The 17,375-nt window shown below is 70.2% G+C and carries 18 protein-coding genes; 13 read left to right on the forward strand and 5 right to left on the reverse strand.

Annotation, left to right across the window (positions count from 1 at the left end):
• Positions 1–9: 9 nt before the first annotated feature.
• Positions 10–1,542, reverse strand: a complete 1,533-nt coding sequence (locus tag ACFC96_RS42365; RefSeq protein WP_376617804.1) for a long-chain fatty acid--CoA ligase — start codon at positions 1,540–1,542, stop codon at positions 10–12.
• A gap of 19 nt (positions 1,543–1,561) precedes the next feature.
• Positions 1,562–2,380, reverse strand: a complete 819-nt coding sequence (locus tag ACFC96_RS42370) for an enoyl-CoA hydratase-related protein (protein ID WP_376617806.1) — start codon at positions 2,378–2,380, stop codon at positions 1,562–1,564.
• A 143-nt stretch (positions 2,381–2,523) separates the two neighbouring features.
• Between ACFC96_RS42370 and ACFC96_RS42375 the strand changes: the two genes are divergently transcribed.
• Together ACFC96_RS42375 and ACFC96_RS42380 are read left to right on the forward strand one after the other, a co-directional pair.
• Positions 2,524–3,465, forward strand: a complete 942-nt coding sequence (locus tag ACFC96_RS42375) for an alpha/beta fold hydrolase (protein WP_376617808.1) — start codon at positions 2,524–2,526, stop codon at positions 3,463–3,465.
• 55 nt (positions 3,466–3,520) lie between these two features.
• The gene (locus ACFC96_RS42380; RefSeq protein ID WP_376617809.1) at positions 3,521–4,177 is read left to right on the forward strand and encodes a TetR/AcrR family transcriptional regulator; all 657 of its coding nucleotides are present in this window, start codon (positions 3,521–3,523) and stop codon (positions 4,175–4,177) included.
• Between the two features lie 38 nt (positions 4,178–4,215).
• On the opposite strand, the gene ACFC96_RS42385 is transcribed toward ACFC96_RS42380, so the two are convergent.
• Positions 4,216–5,415: a cysteine desulfurase-like protein gene (locus ACFC96_RS42385; protein ID WP_376617811.1), complete on the reverse strand. Its 1,200-nt coding sequence runs from the start codon at positions 5,413–5,415 to the stop codon at positions 4,216–4,218.
• 346 nt (positions 5,416–5,761) lie between these two features.
• Positions 5,762–6,130, reverse strand: a complete 369-nt coding sequence (locus ACFC96_RS42390; RefSeq protein WP_340457882.1) for a DUF6479 family protein — start codon at positions 6,128–6,130, stop codon at positions 5,762–5,764.
• Between the two features lie 239 nt (positions 6,131–6,369).
• Here ACFC96_RS42390 and ACFC96_RS42395 point away from each other — a divergent pair, with 239 nt between their 5' ends.
• The 7 genes from ACFC96_RS42395 (at position 6,370) to ACFC96_RS42425 (ending at position 10,839) form a co-directional block, all read left to right on the forward strand.
• Positions 6,370–6,885 carry a MarR family winged helix-turn-helix transcriptional regulator gene (locus tag ACFC96_RS42395; RefSeq protein ID WP_376617813.1) on the forward strand — a complete coding sequence of 172 codons (516 nt, stop codon included), beginning with the start codon at positions 6,370–6,372 and terminating at the stop codon, positions 6,883–6,885.
• On the forward strand, positions 6,882–7,727 hold the full coding sequence (locus ACFC96_RS42400) for an ATP-binding cassette domain-containing protein (RefSeq protein ID WP_340457884.1): 846 nt from the start codon (positions 6,882–6,884) through the stop codon (positions 7,725–7,727). Before ACFC96_RS42395 ends, ACFC96_RS42400 begins: the two co-directional genes overlap by 4 nt.
• Positions 7,687–8,538, forward strand: a complete 852-nt coding sequence (locus tag ACFC96_RS42405) for an ABC transporter permease (protein ID WP_340457885.1) — start codon at positions 7,687–7,689, stop codon at positions 8,536–8,538. Before ACFC96_RS42400 ends, ACFC96_RS42405 begins: the two co-directional genes overlap by 41 nt.
• 86 nt (positions 8,539–8,624) lie before the next feature.
• On the forward strand, positions 8,625–8,846 hold the full coding sequence (locus ACFC96_RS42410; RefSeq protein ID WP_340457886.1) for a hypothetical protein: 222 nt from the start codon (positions 8,625–8,627) through the stop codon (positions 8,844–8,846).
• Between the two features lie 153 nt (positions 8,847–8,999).
• Complete coding sequence (locus ACFC96_RS42415; RefSeq protein WP_340457887.1) at positions 9,000–9,917, forward strand: LLM class F420-dependent oxidoreductase; 918 nt, start codon at positions 9,000–9,002, stop codon at positions 9,915–9,917.
• Positions 9,914–10,246, forward strand: coding sequence for a hypothetical protein (locus ACFC96_RS42420; RefSeq protein WP_376617816.1), 333 nt, complete (start codon positions 9,914–9,916; stop codon positions 10,244–10,246). The genes ACFC96_RS42415 and ACFC96_RS42420 overlap by 4 nt, the downstream gene beginning before the upstream one ends.
• The gene (locus tag ACFC96_RS42425; protein ID WP_340457889.1) at positions 10,243–10,839 is read left to right on the forward strand and encodes a Dabb family protein; all 597 of its coding nucleotides are present in this window, start codon (positions 10,243–10,245) and stop codon (positions 10,837–10,839) included. The genes ACFC96_RS42420 and ACFC96_RS42425 overlap by 4 nt, the downstream gene beginning before the upstream one ends.
• A 24-nt stretch (positions 10,840–10,863) precedes the next feature.
• Here the strand turns inward: ACFC96_RS42425 and ACFC96_RS42430 are convergent, their stop codons facing one another.
• A complete protein-coding gene (locus ACFC96_RS42430; RefSeq protein WP_376617818.1) occupies positions 10,864–12,669 on the reverse strand; it encodes a pectate lyase in 1,806 nt (601 codons plus the stop codon).
• Positions 12,670–13,094: 425 nt separating this feature from the next.
• Between ACFC96_RS42430 and ACFC96_RS42435 the strand changes: the two genes are divergently transcribed.
• The 4 genes from ACFC96_RS42435 to ACFC96_RS42450 all read left to right on the forward strand — a co-directional run bounded on the left by ACFC96_RS42435 (position 13,095) and on the right by ACFC96_RS42450 (position 17,350).
• Positions 13,095–14,141: a LacI family DNA-binding transcriptional regulator gene (locus ACFC96_RS42435; RefSeq protein ID WP_376263732.1), complete on the forward strand. Its 1,047-nt coding sequence runs from the start codon at positions 13,095–13,097 to the stop codon at positions 14,139–14,141.
• Between the two features lie 184 nt (positions 14,142–14,325).
• Complete coding sequence (locus ACFC96_RS42440) at positions 14,326–15,540, forward strand: ABC transporter substrate-binding protein (protein ID WP_376617834.1); 1,215 nt, start codon at positions 14,326–14,328, stop codon at positions 15,538–15,540.
• A gap of 10 nt (positions 15,541–15,550) precedes the next feature.
• Positions 15,551–16,516, forward strand: coding sequence for a sugar ABC transporter permease (locus ACFC96_RS42445; RefSeq protein WP_340457893.1), 966 nt, complete (start codon positions 15,551–15,553; stop codon positions 16,514–16,516).
• Positions 16,517–16,522: 6 nt separating this feature from the next.
• Complete coding sequence (locus ACFC96_RS42450) at positions 16,523–17,350, forward strand: carbohydrate ABC transporter permease (RefSeq protein ID WP_376263726.1); 828 nt, start codon at positions 16,523–16,525, stop codon at positions 17,348–17,350.
• Positions 17,351–17,375 lie beyond the last annotated feature (25 nt).

Raw genomic sequence — 17,375 nt, forward strand, 5'->3', positions numbered from 1 at the left:
CGTGGCTGCTCAGTCCCGCGGTGTCGGCTCGGCGGCGTCCGCGTCCGCCTTCAGCAGGGCCGGATCGATCGCGCGCTTGAGGATCTTCCCGGTCGCTCCCTTCGGCAGCTCGTCCACGACGGCGACCAGATGGGGCACCTTGTAGGCGGAGAGGCGTTCCTTGGCCCAGGCGCGCAGTTCGGTCACGCCGAGGCGGGCGCCGGGCCGTACCGCGATGACGGCCGCGACCTCTTCGCCGTAGAACTCGTCGGGGACTCCTATGACGGCCGCTTCGACGATGTCGGGGTGTTCGTACAGGACCTCCTCGACCTCGCGCGGATAGACGTTGTAGCCGCCGCGGATGACGAGATCCTTCTTGCGGTCGACGATGCGCAGGTCTCCGTCGTCGTCCGTGGCGCCGAGGTCGCCGGTGCGCAGCCATCCGTCGTGCAGGGCGTCGGCGGTGGCGTCGGGGCGGTTCCAGTAGCCCTTCATCACGACGGGGCCCTTGATGTGCACCTCGCCGACCTGGCCGGGTGGCAGCTCACGACCGTCGTCGTCCCGTACGGAGACGGCGCAGCCGGGCAGGGCCCGTCCCACGTGTCCCGGTTTCGCCGGTCGGCCCGCGAGATGGCAGGTGGCAGCGCCGGTGGTCTCGGTCAGGCCGTATCCCTCGACGATGGTGCAGCCGAACCGCTCCTCGAAGGCGCGCATCACCTCCACCGGCAGTGAGGCGCCGCCGGAGGACGCGAGGCGCAGGCCCGTGAAGTCGGCGCCCGTGTCGTCGGCGGTGCGCAGCAGGGCGTTCCACATGGTGGGTACGCCCGCGATGAACGTGGGGCGGTCGCGGCGGATCAGGGCCAGCATGGTCGACGGGTGGAAGCGTTCGAGCAGGGTGAGACTGCCGCCTGCGCGCATCGTGGTGGCCATCACGCATGCCTGCCCGAAGACGTGGAACAGGGGCAGGCCGGTCACGGCGCAGTCGTCGGCGGTGATGGCGTGCACGTCGCAGAAGACCGCCGCGCAGGCGTTGAGGTTGCCGTGGGTGAGCTGGGCGCCCTTGGGCCGGCCCGTGGTACCGGAGGTGTAGAGGAGGGCGGCCGTGTCGTCGTCCTCGCACGGGTGCGCATCGAGGGCCGTGGGGGTCGCGGCCGGTCCCGTCTCGGCGAGACCGGGCCGCAACTCCCAGTACGGCAGGGACAGTTCGTCCGCGGCCTGCTCGGGTGCCGGGGTGATGGCGTGCCAGCCCAGCACGAGCGACACCTCGGCATCGCCCGCTATGTACGCCAGTTCCCTGTACGGGGCCATGGTGTTGGCGGTGACGGCGATGGCTCCGGCGGCGAGGATCCCGTAGTAGGCGAAGGCGAACTCGGGCACGGAGGGCGCGACGAGCAGCACTCGGTCACCGGGGCCCACGCCCAGCTCTCCCAGGCGGCCCGCGACGGCGACGGCGCGCTCGCGCAGCCGGTCGTACGTCCATTCCTTGCCGTCCTCCCCATGAAGGGCGATGCGGTCGGGTGTCGACGAGGCGTGGTTCCAGACTGGTGCGGCGGCGTTGGTCATCCCGGGCGGCCTTCCGTGCTCACTTGGGGTCGAGGGGGCGAAATGCGGGCGCGCGGCCTTCCAGATAGCTGGTGACGCCCTCGGTGGCGTCGGGCCGCCGGAAGGCTTCCGGCATGAGCGCGTCCGCGGCGTCGGCGGCCGTGACGAAGTCGGTGTCGAGCGCTTGGAGCACCTGGCGCTTCATGATGCTCATGGACGCGGGTGAGGACCACGTGGCCAGTTCGGTGGCGTACTCGACCGCGGCGTTCAGGAGTTGGTCCGCGTCGACGACCTTGTTGACCAGGCCCATCTCGTGGGCCTCCGTACCGCGCACCACTCGTCCGGAGAGCAGCAGGTCCATGGCCCGGCTCTGGCCGACGAGGCGCGGCAGCAGCCAGGCGATGCCGTACTCGGCGATCAGGCCGCGGCGCGCGAACGCCGTCGTGAACTTGGCGTCGGGTGTGCTCAGGCGGATGTCGCAGTAGAGGGCCTCGACGAGGCCGAGTCCGGCCGCGGCCCCGTTGACGGCCGCGATGAGGGGCTTGCGCAGTGTCAGCGGGAACCACCGCGGGCGCTCCCTCTTCGGCATCGGGCCCTCCATCGACCCCGCTGCCGCACCGGCCTGTTGCAGGTCCGCCATGTCGGCCCCCGCGCAGAAGCCGCGGCCCGCGCCGGTCAGGACGATCGCCCGCACGCCGGGGTCCGCCTCGGCTTCGTCGAGCAGTGCGAAGTAGCGTGCTTCCAGCTCGTCGGTCCATGCGTTCAGACGGTCGGGGCGGTTGAGTGTCAGGACGAGCACGGGCCCGCGCCGTTCCGACAGAACCGTCGTCGACTGGGCTGTTCGGATGCTTGCGGTCACCGTCGTGGTCTCCTCTTCGGTCGGCCCTGACCCGCCTCATGTATATTTGAACCCAACGTCAAGTTCAACACCTACAACACGCCTCTTACCGGCGTGAGTTCCTTGCGCCGGCGCAGCATGCGAACGACAGGAGCCCTGAGCACATGACGACACACATGCCGATCACGGACTGGGAGCGCGTCGCGGCGCGGGATGTCACGACCAACGGCATCTCCCTGCGCGTCTTCGAGCACGGCGAGGGGCGGCCGGACAGGCCCCCCGTGGTCCTGTGCCACGGCTTTCCCGAGCTGGCCTTCTCCTGGCGGCACCAGGTCCTCGCGCTCGCCGAGGCGGGACATCGCGTCCTGGTTCCCGACATGCGCGGATACGGCGGCAGCTCGCGCCCCGACGATGTCGACGCCTACGACATCCTGACGCTCTGCGCCGACCTGGCCGGGCTCCTCGACGACATCGGCGCGGACGACGCCGTCTTCGTCGGGCACGACTGGGGCGCCTCCGTGGTGTGGAACATGGCCGTCATCCACCCCGAGCGGGTGCGCGCCGTGGTCGGCATGAGCGTCCCGGCGACACCCCGCGCCCCGGCCCCGCCGCTGCCCATCCTGCGCTCGCGCAACGGCGACGACTTCTACATCGTGTGGTTCCAGGAGCCGGGCGTCGCCGACCGGGCACTGAGCCAGAACGTGCGCAGGACCCTCGTCACAAGGGAGATCTACTCGGCCGAATGGGCCGCGAACCCCGACGAGCAGCTGCCGCCCCCGCGGTGGCTGGGCGATGAGGAACTCGCCTACTACGTCAAGACGTTCGAGGAGACCGGCTTCACCGGTGGCCTCAACTACTACCGCAACCTCGATCGCAACTGGACGCTGACCGAGCACCTGGACGGCCGCCTCATCACGCAGCCGTCGCTCTTCGCCACCGGGTCGAAGGACCCCGTCGGGAAGTTCATGCCCGCGCACGGACTCGACCGGGTGCTCACCGACCTCCGTGGGCACGTCGTCCTGGACGGCGCCGGCCACTGGATCCAGCAGGAGCGACCCGAGGAAGTGAACGCCGCGCTTGTCGAGTTCCTCTCCACCCTCGGCTGATAACATCCGCTGCCACCGGTGAAGTACGTGATCGAACAGGAGTGGACGGACCTCCGTGGCTGCCCAGGCCCCGGCCGCGGACGGCGGCCAGAAACAACCCATCACGCCACGCAGCGCGCGCGGTGTCAGGACGCGTAACGCGCTGATCACCGCCGCCCGCGAGGTGTTCGAACGCGACGGATACCTGGACGCCCGGATCACGGACATCTCCAAGGCCGCAAACGTCGCGTCCGGGTCCTTCTACACGTACTTCAACAGCAAGGAAGAGATCTTCCAGGCACTCGTCGCGCAGGTGCAGGAGGAGATGCTCCACCCGCACCTGCGCGAGCGCACCGGGATCACCGACACCCGGCAGCTCATCGACGCGTCGAACCGCGAGTACCTGCGCGCGTACAAGAAGAACGCGCGCCTCATGGCGCTGTTCGAGCAAGTGGCCCAGGTCGACGAGAAGTTCATGGCGCTGCGCATCGAGCGCGGCAACGCCTTCGCGCGCCGTAACGCCAAGCTGATCCAGGCGCTGCAGGAGAGCGGCGAGGCCGACACGAGCCTGGACCCCCTGGTCACGGCGCACGCCCTGTCCGTCATGGTGAGCCGCATGGCCTACCTGGTGTTCGTGATGGGCCAGCGCATCCCCTTCGAGCGGCTCGTCACGACACTCAACAAGATCTGGGAGAACGGCCTCCAGCTCACGGCCTCCGACCCGGAGCGCTGACCGCTCCGGGTCCGTCCCGTACGTGCCGGTGGGGCGGGTCAGAGGAACGACGCGAGTCCGTCGAGGAACCTGTCCACGTCCTCGGCGGAGTTGTACGGCGCGAGGCCCACTCGCAGGGCGGGGTGTTCCAGCTTCAGGGCGTTGAAGGTCTCGTAGGCGTAGAACGACCCGGCGGGGGCAAGGACGTCGCGAGCGGCCAGGTGGACCTGGGCGTCTCGGGCGTCGCGGCCTTCGACGGTCATCAGGAGCGTCGGGGTGCGGTCGGCCGCCTTCGAGTGGAGGGTGACGGCGTCGCCGAGAGCGCGCAGCCCTTCTTCCAGCCTCGTGCGCAGCGCCCGCTCGTGCTCGTGGAGGGAGCCCAGCGAATGGGCGAGCCGCTCCCTGCGCGTACGCCCTGTGCCCGGATCGATCGCGGCGAGGAAGACCACGGCGGCGGTGGCGCCCGCCAGGACTTCGTAGGGCAGCGTGCCGAACTCGAAGCGCTCCGGCACCGTGTCGGGCGACGGCGCGAGCTTGTCGGGGTGGACGGTTTCGAGGAGTTCGGGCGCTGCCGCGAGCACGCCGCAGTGCGGTCCGAGGAACTTGTACGGGGAGCAGACGAAGAAGTCCGCGCCCAGCGCGGGCACGTCCACCAGGTGGTGGGCGGCATAGTGCACCCCGTCCACGTACACCAGGGCGCCTGCCTCGTGCGCCCGGTCGGCGATGTGGCGCAGGGGCGGCTTCGTGCCCAGCACGTTCGAGGCCGCCGTGACCGCGACCAGCCGCGTCCGGGGCGACAGCGCCCGCTCGAACGAGTCGAGGTCGAGCTCCGTACTGGCGCCGTCGATCTCGATCCAGCGGACCGTCACTCCGGCGCGCTCGGCGGCCTGGATCCACGGGCGGACGTTGGAGTCGTGATCCAGGCGGCTGAGGACGATCTCGTCCCCCGCCTTCCAGCCCTTGGCGAGGTGGCGGGAGAAGTCGTACGTCAGCTGGGTGGCGCTGCGCCCGTGGACGACACCCTCGGCAGGCACGTCGAGCAGATCCGCGTAGGCGTCTCGGAAGTCCGTGACGGCTCGTTCGGCGTTGAGCTCGGATCGGCTCACCAGCCCTCGGTTGGAGAGGGGGGCGGTCAGCGTCTCGGCCATGGCATCGGCCACGGGGCGGGGCGTCTGCGTCCCACCCGGACCGTCGAAGAAGGCGAGGCCGTGGTCCAGGGAGGGGAAGTGGGCCCGGAGAGCGTTCAGGTCTATGGCCAAGGCCTCGGCTTTCTGAAGATTTTCTGGAGACGGGTACTGGTCAGGGCGGACGGCTGCACATAGCGGCGGCACCCATGCGTCCCTCCGCTGGTGGAGCCACTCTGGCACCGGCAGCAGCCCACGTAAAGCGAGGGAGGACGCGTACGACGGACCGCCCTGACCGGTTACCCGCGAGGGACGGTCCGCCTCGGTGCGGGGCCGGTCCCGCAGAACGACTTCAGTGACGGCACAACATCAGCGACGGAGGCCCACCGCATCGTGCGGCCCACCCGGGAAGCCGCCGACGCACGCGACGCGCTGCTGCGGGGCGGGCCGGCGACTGCCGTCGGCGACAAGGGCTCACGCCTCACGTGTGGCCTGGGCCGCCGCTGCCGAACGAGCCGCTCGATCCCGGGGACCACGTCGGGGGCTTCTGATTCCTGCTGCGCTTGCCGCCGCCGTGGTGGAGCTCGTACGGCATGAGTCGCTCACTCTCGTCCTTGGCCAGTGGGAGCTCGTCCGGCTCCCGCATTTCCCTGATCTCGTGGACCGCTCCGCCTTCGGGCAGACGGGGCTGCTCATCGGGCCTGGGGGGCCTGAGTTCCAGCCTGCGCACCCGCATGCCGATCTGGACGGCCCATATCAGCGATCCCGCAACGAAGAGGCCGCCGATGAAAGCGGCGACAGCGGCGACCACCGTGTTCGCCGCGGCTATTTCGAGGTAAGCCGAGTTCATGATCGCCGAGCACCCCCTGCTCCTGACGTGTTCTCCGGTGCGCGCCACACCACCGGATCGCCTCGGGATACGGCAGATGTGACGCTGGGGATCGTGCGCGAAAGGTGCGTCCTGCGCGTACCCGCTCTTTCCACCCGATTATCCGTCGCGACAGCGGTGAAATCGAGCCGAGCCCGGTCGGACCGCCGAAGTCCCGGCGAGGTCTGCCATTACCTCGTACACAGAGCTAAAGTTATTTCATGGCCACGGATGAGCTGGCGGATTCCTTCACCGACGTACTCGCCGCCGTGCAGCGCCTGTCCCGGCGCAGGCTTCGGCACGGCCTGAGCGCGCCCCCGTTGCGCGGCGCCCAGGTAGAGCTGCTGCGCCTGGTGGTCGACCGGCCCGGAATCGGCGTGTCGGCCGCCGCGCGAGACCTGCGGCTCGCCGGGAACTCCGTGTCCACGCTCGTCAACCAGCTGGTCAGAACCGGCTTTCTGCGCCGCGAGACGGACCCCTCGGACCGCAGGTCGGCGCTGCTGTACGCGACCCCGGCCGCCGCGGCCCGATTGCGCGACTGGCGGGTCCGCCGGGGCACGTTGATGCGGGAGCAACTGGCGGTGCTCGACCCGGCCGACCGGGCCGCGCTCGCCGCGGCGCTGCCGGCCCTGCGCAAGCTCGCCGACAACCTGCACGAGGACCGCACGCCCGTCATCCTCACAGAAGGCGAAACGCCCTACGCAGTACAGGAAGGACCGGGAGGCGCACTGACATGAGCGAGGACCCCGCGGTCTGCTGCCGCGGACTGGAGTACGCGTTCGGTGAGACCCGCGCCGTGGACGGCCTCGATCTCACGGTCCGGCCGGGCGAGGTCTTCGGACTGCTCGGGCCCAACGGCGCCGGCAAGACCACCGCGATCCGCTGCATCACCACGCTGCTGCCGGTGTCGCGCGGCCGCGTATCCGTGTTCGGACACGATGCGGCGACCGAGCGGATGGCGGTCCGCAGGCTCCTCGGGTACGTGCCGCAACAGCTGTCCGCCGACTCCGGCCTGACCGGGCGGGAGAACGTGACGCTGTTCGCCCGCGTCTTCGACGTCTCCCGGCGCGAACGGGCCCGCCGGGTGGCCCAGGCGCTGGCCGCGGTCGACCTCACGGACGCCGCGGACCGGCTCGCCAAGACCTACTCGGGCGGCATGGTGCGCCGGCTGGAACTCGCCCAGGCACTGGTGAGCGCCCCCCGCCTGCTGATCCTCGACGAACCCACCATCGGCCTCGACCCGATCGCCCGGACCAGTGTGTGGGACCACATCAACGCGGTCCGCCGGGCCACCGGAATGACCGTCCTCGTCACGACCCACTACATGGACGAGGCCGACCAGTACTGCGACCGGGTCGCACTCATGCACCGCGGGCGCGTGCGCGCTCTCGGTACCTCCGACGGACTCCGGCGCGACCTGCACGAGCAGCGCGGGAACGCCGGATCCGATGAGCCCTGGCCGACCTTGGAGGATGTCTTCCGTGACGTCGCCGGCCGCGGGCTCGGCAGCGACGGTGACGAAGGTGGTGACTTCCGCGATGTCCGCAGCACCCGCCGCACCGCGTCAAGGCTCGGCTGACCCGGCCCAGTTCGACCTGCTCCTCACCCCGCCCACGGCCCGTACCGGATGGCGCGTGGCGCCCGCCCGCGTCGTCGCGCTGTGCGCCGTCGAACTCCAAAAGCTCCGGCACGACCGTTCCGAGTTGTACACTCGAGCGGTCCAACCTGCCCTGTGGCTGCTGGTGTTCGGCGAGACCTTCACCCGGATCAAGGCGATCCCGACCCACGGCATCCCTTACATCGACTACCTCGCGCCGGGCATCATCGCCCAGTCCGCGATGTTCATCGCCATCTTCTACGGCATCATGATCATCTGGGAGCGGGACGCCGGCATTCTGACCAAGCTCCTGGTCACGCCGACCCCGCGCGCGGCGCTCATCACGGGCAAGGCCTTCGCCGCCGGGGTCAAGGCACTGATCCAGGCCGTCGTCGTGATCGTCATCGCGGCGCTCCTCGGCGTCGCCCTGACCTGGAACCCGCTGCGCCTGCTCGGCGTGGCCGTCGCGGTGGTGCTCGGCTCGGCGTTCTTCTCCTGCCTGTCGATGACCATCGCCGGCATCGTCCTGACCCGGGACCGCCTGATGGGCATCGGCCAGGCCATCACCATGCCGCTGTTCTTCGCCTCCAACGCCCTCTACCCGGTCGCGCTCATGCCGGGCTGGCTCCAGGCGATCAGCCGGGTCAACCCGCTCACGTACCAAGTCGACGCGCTTCGCGGTCTGTTGCTGGGGACACCGTCACACCTGCCCCTGGACTACGCCGTCCTCGCAGTGGCCGCCGCGCTCGGCATCGTGGCCGCCTCCTCGCTGCTGCCCCGCCTGGCCAGGTAGCCCGACGGCGGCGGCCGCCCAGGCACCCGGTCGGGCGGGCCGGTACCCGGCGGGCGGAATCGGCGCTCCCGCCGTAACGTCGAAATATGTCTGTGAATCTCGTAGTGCTGGGCAAAGAGGGGCAGACCTCCGAGCACGAGGGCGAGGTGCTGCACTTCGTCGACGGCAAGGAAGGCCAGTTCTCGTACTCGATCGACGCCGGCGCGCTGCTCGTCTGGAAGGCGGACCCCGCCGCCGCCACGAGGGTCGAGGTGGCGTACGCCCCCCACGCGTGGATCAAGGCCAGCGGGACACGCAAGGACAGTTGACCAGCGGGCCGACCGGGCGTCGCGAGCGCGCGTCCGGGGCCCCTTGCCGACCCGACCTCTTCGCGTTCACTCCCTTCCGCACCCTACCTATTCCTGATAGGAACACTCCTAACAGGAATAGGTAGCGCGGTGCTGAAGTGAGGGACCTCTGGCATGCTCCGACTTGGACTGATGGCGCCGTTCACCGACGGCCTGATCACCTCGGGTGGCTTCCTGCGCGACCTCGCGGGCACGCTCGAAGAGTGCGGTGTCGAGTCACTGTGGACGGTCGAACACGTCGCCGTCGCCGAAGGGTACGAACCGCTCTACCCGTACTCCAAGGACGGCCGGATACCCGGCAGTTCGGGTGCGGTGCCCATGCCCGACCCACTGGAGACCATCGCCTTCCTCGCCGGAGCTTCGAGCTCGCTGCGGTTCGGTACGGCGATGATCGTCGCCCCGCTGCACAGCCCGGTGGTCCTGGCCAAACGCGCCGCGACGATCGACCGGCACTCCGACGGTCGGCTGATGCTGGGCCTCGGCATCGGCTGGCAGAAGGAGGAGTACGCCGCCGTCGGCGTGCCCTACAGAGAGCGGGGGCAGCGGCTCGAGGAATGTGTCGGCGCGATGCGCGCGCTGTGGAGCGGCGGCCCCGCCTCGTACAAGGGGCGGCACGTCTCCTTCGAGGGTCTGCACTCGCTGCCTCGTCCCGCCGGCGGGTCCGTGCCCGTGGTACTGGGCGGGAACAGCGATCCCGCCGTCCGCCGCGCGGGCCGGATCGGCGACGGCTGGTTCCCCTACACGATCACTCCCGGGGACTTCGCCCGCCAGGCCGGCCTGCTGCGCGAGGCCGCGCGCGGGCAGGGCCGGCCTGAGGACGCCGTGGAGATCACGGCGTGGCCCGGCTCCTGCGACCGTGAGCGCGCCGGGGATCCCTCATGGGTACGGGGCTTCGTCGACGCGGGCGCGACGCGCCTTGTCATCGCTCCACGGATCCGCGGCTCGGACGGCCTTGCGGGCCCACGGGGCCTGGACGCGCTGCGCGAACAGATCGACCGGTACCGGGCCGAGGTGCTGGAGAAGCTGTCATGAGCGGGGTCCAGGTACTCGACGTCGTCCTCCTCGCGGGCGATGACGTCGACGAGTGGCTGCGCCGCTGGCGCACGGAGTATCTGCCGGGTGCCGTGGGCCGGGGCATGGTCGAGGAGCGTTGCTGGCGCGCCTGGACGGGGCCGGGCACCGTGGCGGTCCGGATCCTGTGGTCCTTGCCGGACAGCGGTGCGTTCTTCGCCGCGCGCGCCGCGGCCGCCGCCGACCCCCGGGTCTCGGCGTTCTGGGCGTACACGGACGAGATCGCGACGGGCCGCGATCGTCATGTGCTGGAGCCGGTCACCGCCGTTCGCGGGGAGAAGACGTCATGACCCGATGGGTGACTCTGCTGCCGGACGACAACCCCGACGCGTACAGCGAGGCCGCCGCGGGGCCCGGCGTCCTGGGCGGCTCCGCGGCGGCCGATCTGCCGGGCAGTTTCGGCGGCACCGGCGCCACATGGGACGTCACGGCGGAACGGACTCCCACAGACATCGCCACGGCGGCCGGGCTGCCGGAGCCCCTCGACACGGTCGCTCTCGCGCCGGTGCGTGGGGAGTACGTACCCCTGCGAGGCCCGCGCGTGAAACGCACCCTGCTGCTCGCGGTGCGCCCCGGCACACCCCGTGCCCTCGTAGGGCAGTTGGAAGCGGATCTCATGGCGATGCCCGGGCACATCTCCACCATCCGCTCCTGGTCCCTGAGCAGGGTGGACCAGACGCTCACCCCCTCCCACTGGACCCACGTCTGGGAGCAGGAGTACGCGGACGTGCAGGGGCTGACCGGCGAGTATCTCGGCCACCCGTTCCACTGGACGTGCGTGGACCGGTGGTTCGACGGCGAGATTCCGGGCGCCGGGATCGTGGAGCCGGGCCTGGTCCACGTCTTCCGCTGGAGCCGGGAGCCGGTCCTGACCTCCCGCTGAGGCCAGGACCTGGGCGGTTCGGGCTCAGCCGGCGACGTAGGCGATGAGTCTGGCCATGTTGCCGGTGTAGGCGGACGTCGTGATGCCCTCGGCGCTGTCGTGCGGCTGGTACGGGGGCTCCGCGGGCGGTGTGGCCGGGTCGTACGGCGAGGTGTCGTACACGTCGCCCACGTGTTTGCTCATGTAGGCCGCGCCCTCGTACGGCGTGGCCGGCGCCGGGCCGAGGTACGGGTTGGTGGTGGTGCCGATCGGGGTGATCCAGTGGTCCTTGGCGCCGAGGTCGTCCACGAGGGCGCTCGCCTGGTCCTCGGTCACCTCGGGCAGGGCCGCGTCGGCGCCTCGGAACAGGTCGGTGAGGTCGAGGTCGCGAACGCTGAAGTAGCGCGGGAGCTCCTGAGGTCGGCCGGGGGTGAGCGGTGACCGGTCGCGCAGATCGGCGACCTCGGAGCGGCTCAGCGCCATCAGTTCGTCGTAGGTGGCCTTGAGGCCGGTGAGGTCGATGGAGCGCCCGCCGGAGTAGTGGCTGAGTGTGTTGCGGTGGTCGTGGTCGTAGTAGTAGGCGCCGTTGCGGATGTTGGAGCCGAAGCGGTGCACGAACCGGGGCCGGTTGGTCTCCAACTCCACGAACGTGGGGTGCGTGGAGTTCTTCAGAAGCGGGTTCTCGCCCTTCTGCTCACTGGTGAGCGGGCAGGTCTCCAGCCAGGCGATGGCCTCGGGCACACGCCGCAGGTAGGCGTGGTCGCCGGTGAGCCGGAAGTAGTGGAACAGCTGCCGGATGTTGGTCTGCGTGGTGTGTGTGGTCAGGGACCGCGGCTCGTACGAGCGGGCGCTGGCGGGAGCACCGGCGGGCCGGCCTCCGACGGCGTGCGAAAGGTGCTGCAGGCCCCATCCGGCCTGGGGTCCCGGCTGCTGCAGCCGGTGCAGACAGGCCATGGCGCGCAGCACGGGCCGGGTCAGGTCGCGCCGCCCGAGCGCCGTGATGCACATGAGCAGGAACTTGATGTTCTCGCCGAGAACGTCGTCGTTGAAGGTGACGTGGCCGGTGTAGTCGCCGTCCTGCATGCCGTGCTGGACGTCCGACGGCAGCCAGGAGGGCCGCTCTTCGGGCCAGGGCATCTCGCTCACCGCACCGGAGAAGGCGGGGAACCGCTGCGGCCAGCCGCCGTCGGCCGGGCCTCCGCGCAACTGCGCCTTGAGCATGAAGTCGATGACGCGGTTCAGGGACGACTTGAACTTCGGGTGTCTGCGCTCCACGTAGAGACGCAGGATCAGTTGCGCCGCCGTGGAGGTGCCCGCGTCGTCGAAGGTGGCGTTGCCGTAGTAGTGCTGGAACTCCTCGAGACGCCAGCCGTTCGCGCCGATGGTCGCGTACCAGTCGCGCAGCGAGCCGTTTCCGGCGAAGTCGTGGATGTAGTTCCAGCCTCCGACCGGCAGTTGAGCCTCGACGAGCGCGAGGCCCGTGCGCTCGGCGGCGCGGTAGAAGGTCTCGTCACCGGTGGCGTGATACGCGTCGAGGAGGCTGTGGCCGACGCTGGGCGTGCCGGGCGGCTGGACCCAGCACATCGTCCGCTTCGCCTCCATCTCCCCCCACGTGGTGGAGAGATCGGGGAGATAACTCCAGACGTACGCGCCGCGGTAGGACACGTGCTCGTCCATGAAGGCCGCCGCGCGGCGCATGGCCTGCGCGGCGTGCGTGCGGTCGCCGCCGGTGCGTGAGCCTGCCGGGTGAGCGGTGGGCCGGTCCTCGGCCGACGCGACGCCGGGCCGCAGCCCGACCAGCGCTCCGACGGCGGGCGCTGCGGCGAGTCGGGCGAAGGTGCGTCTGGACATGGGCGTTCTCAACGGTGTCGCCTCCAGGCATGACGGATGCGCGTCGCGGGGCGCGCCGGTGGCACGGGGGCGACCCGCAACTCGGGTGTCAGGGAAGGGAAATGTCGTCGGTGACAGGCCTACCACCCGCCGTTCGGGACCCTCAAGAGTTCGTACCAGTGAAAGTTGTTCATGTACTCGGCCAACTGGTTGCCCAAGTCAGGCAATTGGCACTGTTCACACCTCAATAGCCCACTCGGCTTCACATACATAAACCCGAACCATCTGGTGCAGGGGTATTGCCCTGGCGCCCTCACCGCTCCTACAGTCACGCACGCCGCTCATCGAATCGATTCGACGAACGGATTCGACCGCCGGTGCGCCCAGCGCCGCCGGAACCATCGGCACGCGCACCAGAGACATGACCGGACCGCAAAGGAGCGGGAATGGCCACGATCAAAGACGTCGCCGAACGGGCGGGCGTCGCGCCCAGCACCGTCAGCTACGTCCTCAGCGGCTCCCGCAAGATCTCCGAGGACACCCGGCGGGCGGTGCAGACCGCCATCGCCGAGCTCGGCTACCACCCGCGCGCCAGCGCCCGCACGCTGCGCAGCGCCCGCAGCGACGTCCTGGCCCTGGCCGTCCCCCGCGTGCCCGGTGAATACCGGGCGGTGGACGGCAGGTTCGCCATCGACATCAGCGATGCGGCCCGCAACCACGGTTACGACCTGCTGCTGATGACCGACCTGGACGGGGTCGGCGGGCTGCGCCGGGTGGCCGGCAGCGGACTGGCGGACGCGGCGGTCCTCATGGCCGTCGAGGAGCAGGACCCCCGCATCGGCGCCATGCGCGAACTGGGCTTCCCCACGGTGCTGCTCGGCCGCGGCGACGACGACTCGGCGCTGCCCTGGGTCGACCTCGACTGGGAGGCCGCCGTCGCCCTCGCCCTGCGTGAGACCGCGGCGGCCGGTCACCGGCACATCGCCTTCCTCGCCTCGGCCGACCACGAGATCGCGGCCCGCCGCGGCTACGCCGTGCACGGCCTCGACGGCGCCCGCAGAGCCGCGCGAGAGACCGGCGCGGACATCGGGGTGCACCGGTCGAGCAGCGACCCCGACGTACTGGGGCGCCGGGTGCGCGAAGTGCTGAAGGCCCCGTCGGCCCCGACCGCACTGGTCGTCCAGCACCTTCACCGGCTCCCCCACCTGCTGGCCGAAGTGGCCGCCGCAGGACTACGGGTCCCCGAAGACCTTGCCGTCGTACCGGTCGGCGCCCTCCCCGACGACCTCGGCGGACGGCCCCTGCCACGCATCGACCTGCCCGTCGCGGAGATGTCCTCGGCAGTCGTGGAACTCGCCGTGAAGGCGATTGCCACGGCGTCCCCCGGCCGTGGCACCCAGGACGATCCGGCCCCCGGTCTCCCCCCTCACCGCCTGATCGAGCCGCAGATGGCGCCCGGGCTCACCATCGCGCCGCCGAAAAGGCCTACCTGAGCGTCCGCTCGGCGAAGCGGCGGCCCCGAGACGCGAACCCTTGCGAAGGGGGCGCTCGCGAGACGCCCCCTCTCCCCCGACGCACGCCCGCACACGATTCCCGAGCCGTACGCACAAAGCCTCAACTCCCCGAGCCGCAGCCCCGATTGGAGATCCGCTCGTGCACTCCCGCGCAGAGCGCAGACTGCCACCCGTGACAGCCGTGAGCCTGGCGCTGGCCACGGCCGCGTCGCTGAGCCTCACCGGGTGCGCCGCCACACCGGCGGCCGACACCGTCACCGTACTCAACTCGGCGACCGACACCGCCGAACACACCGCCAACCAGAAGTTCTTCGACCGCTGCGCGAGGCCCCTGGGGCTGAAGGTCGAGCAGATCAGCGTGCCCGCGGACCAGGTCGCCTCGAAGGCGCTCCGCATGGCCTCGTCCAAGTCGCTCACCGACATCCTGGAGCTCGACGGGTCCGAGCTGCCGCAGTTCGCCGGGACCGAAGGGCTGCGCCCGCTGAAGGACGTCGGCGTCGACACCTCCGGATTCTCCGGCAGCGCCACCTCCCTCGGCTCGTACGACGGCACCCAGTACGGCATCGCGCGCTCCGTCAACTCCCTGGCCCTGATCTACAACACCGAGCTTCTCAAGAAGGCCGGGGTCGCCCCGCCCACCACCTGGGCCGAGCTGAAGACCGCCGCGAAGCGGATGACGCACGGCAGCACCTACGGGATGGCCTTCAGCGCCAGCCCCAACGCCGACGGTGTGTACCAGTTCCTGCCGTTCTTCTGGTCCGGCGGCGGTGACGAGGCGAAGCTCGACAACGGCAAGGGCGAGGCCGCACTCCAGCTGTGGAAGGACCTGGTCTCCGACGGGTCCGCCTCGAAGTCCGTCGTCAGCTGGAACCAGCAGGACGTCAACGACCAGTTCGTGGCCGGCCGCGCCGCCATGATGATCAACGGTCCGTGGCAGGTACCGGTGCTCAGCGCCCAGAAGAAGGTGGACTGGGCGGTCGCCCGCATCCCGGTGCCCGAGGCGGGACAGGACGCGATTCCACCGATCGGCGGCACCGTCATGGCGGTGCCGAAGAACGAGGACCGCTCCCGCGAGAAGAACGCCGGGAAGATCCTCAACTGCCTCAACTCCCGGAAGAACCAGCTTCAGTGGGGTGAGTCGGTCAACAACGTACCGACCCGGGCCGCCGCCGCGCAGGCGTACGCCGAGCAGAATCCCAAGCTCGCCGCGTTCGCCGACCTCGTCACCACCGCCCGCTCCCGCACCGCCGAGGTCGGCACCCGCTGGCCGGTGGTCGGGGACGCACTCGCGGGCGCCTTCCAGGCGGTGCTGACCGGCAGGACCAGTCCCGAACAGGCCCTGCACCGGGCCCAGCAGCAGGCCTCCACGGGGAAGTGAGGAACCGGACATGAGCACCTTCGCCTCCACCGCCCCGGCCGCCAAGGCTCCCGGCTCGTCCGCCGTGCCCGCAAGAAGCGACTCCGGCACCCGCCGCCGCGGGCTGCTCCGGTGGCTGTTCGTCGCCCCCGCGCTCGCCTACATGGCCCTCTTCTTCGGCTACCCGCTCGTCCGCAACATCGTGATGAGCTTCCAGCACTACACGCCCAAGACGTACTTCACCGGCGAGGCCCCGTTCAACGGCCTGGACAACTGGCGGGCCGTCTTCTCCAACGAGCTGTTCGCCGGGTCCCTGTGGCACACCGCGATCTTCACGCTCGGCTCCCTGCTCGGCCAGTTCACCATCGGCCTGGCCCTCGCCGTCTTCTTCTCACGCCGCTTCTGGCTCTCCGGGTTCGTCCGCGCGATCCTGCTGCTGCCCTGGCTGGTGCCCATGGTCGTGTCCGCCGTCGTCTGGCGGCGCATCCTCGACCAGGACCACGGGATACTCAACAGCGCCCTGCACGCCGTCGGCCTGACCCAGGGCGGTGTGCCGTGGCTGAACAGCCCCGGCGTGGCCCTGCTGTCGGCGATCATGGTCAACATCTGGATCGGCATCCCGTTCAACATGGTGATCCTCTACGGCGGCCTCCAGGACATCCCGCGCGAGCTCTACGAGGCGGCGTCACTGGACGGGGCGAGCCCCTGGCGGACCTTTCGCAGCGTCACCCTGCCGATGCTGCGCCCGGTGGTCACCGTCGTCCTCGTCCTGGGCTTCATGTCCACGGTGAAGATCCTCGACCTGATCCTGGCACTGACCTCGGGCGGGCCCGCGGACTCCACACAGACCCTGGGCACCGTCACGTACCAACTGTCGTTCCTCCAGCTCGACTTCGGCCAAGGCGCCGTCGTGGGCAACGTCCTCATCCTCATCAGCGCGGTCTTCGCCGTGCTGTACCTGCGGGCCAACCGCGCCGACTTCGGCCAGGGGAAGTGACCGACCGTGAATCCGAACTCGAACCGTCCCCGCCTGCGGGCCGCCTGGAACACCACCGCCGCGCTGCTGATCCTCGGCGTCCTGCTCTTCCCGGTCTACTGGATGCTCGACACCGCGCTCCAGCCCGGGTCCAGCGTCGCCGCGACCGAGTGGTTCCCGTCCTCGCCCGGCCTGGAGAACTTCGACACGGCCGTCTCCGGCCAGGGCGGCTCGCTGCTGACCAGCTTCGTCGTCGCCCTCGGCGCCGTCGCCGTGTGCCTCGCCCTCGCGGCGCCCGCCGCGTACGGGCTCGCCCAGTTCGGGCTGCGTGGTGGCCAGGGCATCGTCTTCACCACGCTGATCACCCAGATGGTGCCGGGCATCGTCATCGCCAACGCCCTCTACAGCGCGTACGCGGAACTGGGCCTGGTCAACTCCTACTTGGGGCTGATCCTCGCGGACGCCTCGCTCGGACTGCCGTTCGCGATCGTCCTGCTGCGAGCCTTCATGGTGTCCATTCCGAGCGAGGTCGTCGAGGCGGCGATGGTCGACGGCGCCAACCGCTTCACCGCGTTCGTGCGCATCGTGCTGCCGATGAGCCGCAACGCCCTCATCACGGCGGGGCTCTTCACGTTCCTTTTCGCGTGGTCGGACTTCATGTTCGCGCTAACCCTCAACACCACCGACGACGTCAAGCCGATCACCCTGGGCATCTACCAGTTCGTCGGCGCGCATGTCAGCGACTGGGGCGCTGTCATGGCCACCGCGGTCCTGTCCGCGGTACCCGCCGCGATCCTGCTGGTCGTGGCCCAGAAGTACATCTCCGCCGGGATCACCGGCGGATCCGTCAAGTAATGGCATCACATAGCGATAAGGGCTT

Origin of the sequence: Streptomyces sp. NPDC055955 (assembly GCF_042270245.1) — a bacterium.
Classification (GTDB): domain Bacteria; phylum Actinomycetota; class Actinomycetes; order Streptomycetales; family Streptomycetaceae; genus Streptomyces.

What these genes read in the sequence shown, in the direction of transcription:
- ACFC96_RS42365 (WP_376617804.1), bottom strand. Translation starts at nt 1,542, where the DNA reads ATGACCAACGCCGCCGCACCAGTCTGGAACCACGCCTCGTCGACACCC.
- ACFC96_RS42375 (WP_376617808.1), top strand. Translation starts at nt 2,524, where the DNA reads ATGACGACACACATGCCGATCACGGACTGGGAGCGCGTCGCGGCGCGG.
- ACFC96_RS42390 (WP_340457882.1), bottom strand. Translation starts at nt 6,130, where the DNA reads ATGAACTCGGCTTACCTCGAAATAGCCGCGGCGAACACGGTGGTCGCC.
- ACFC96_RS42395 (WP_376617813.1), top strand. Translation starts at nt 6,370, where the DNA reads ATGGCCACGGATGAGCTGGCGGATTCCTTCACCGACGTACTCGCCGCC.
- ACFC96_RS42400 (WP_340457884.1), top strand. Translation starts at nt 6,882, where the DNA reads ATGAGCGAGGACCCCGCGGTCTGCTGCCGCGGACTGGAGTACGCGTTC.
- ACFC96_RS42405 (WP_340457885.1), top strand. Translation starts at nt 7,687, where the DNA reads ATGTCCGCAGCACCCGCCGCACCGCGTCAAGGCTCGGCTGACCCGGCC.
- ACFC96_RS42410 (WP_340457886.1), top strand. Translation starts at nt 8,625, where the DNA reads ATGTCTGTGAATCTCGTAGTGCTGGGCAAAGAGGGGCAGACCTCCGAG.
- ACFC96_RS42415 (WP_340457887.1), top strand. Translation starts at nt 9,000, where the DNA reads ATGCTCCGACTTGGACTGATGGCGCCGTTCACCGACGGCCTGATCACC.
- ACFC96_RS42420 (WP_376617816.1), top strand. Translation starts at nt 9,914, where the DNA reads ATGAGCGGGGTCCAGGTACTCGACGTCGTCCTCCTCGCGGGCGATGAC.
- ACFC96_RS42425 (WP_340457889.1), top strand. Translation starts at nt 10,243, where the DNA reads ATGACCCGATGGGTGACTCTGCTGCCGGACGACAACCCCGACGCGTAC.
- ACFC96_RS42430 (WP_376617818.1), bottom strand. Translation starts at nt 12,669, where the DNA reads ATGTCCAGACGCACCTTCGCCCGACTCGCCGCAGCGCCCGCCGTCGGA.
- ACFC96_RS42435 (WP_376263732.1), top strand. Translation starts at nt 13,095, where the DNA reads ATGGCCACGATCAAAGACGTCGCCGAACGGGCGGGCGTCGCGCCCAGC.
- ACFC96_RS42445 (WP_340457893.1), top strand. Translation starts at nt 15,551, where the DNA reads ATGAGCACCTTCGCCTCCACCGCCCCGGCCGCCAAGGCTCCCGGCTCG.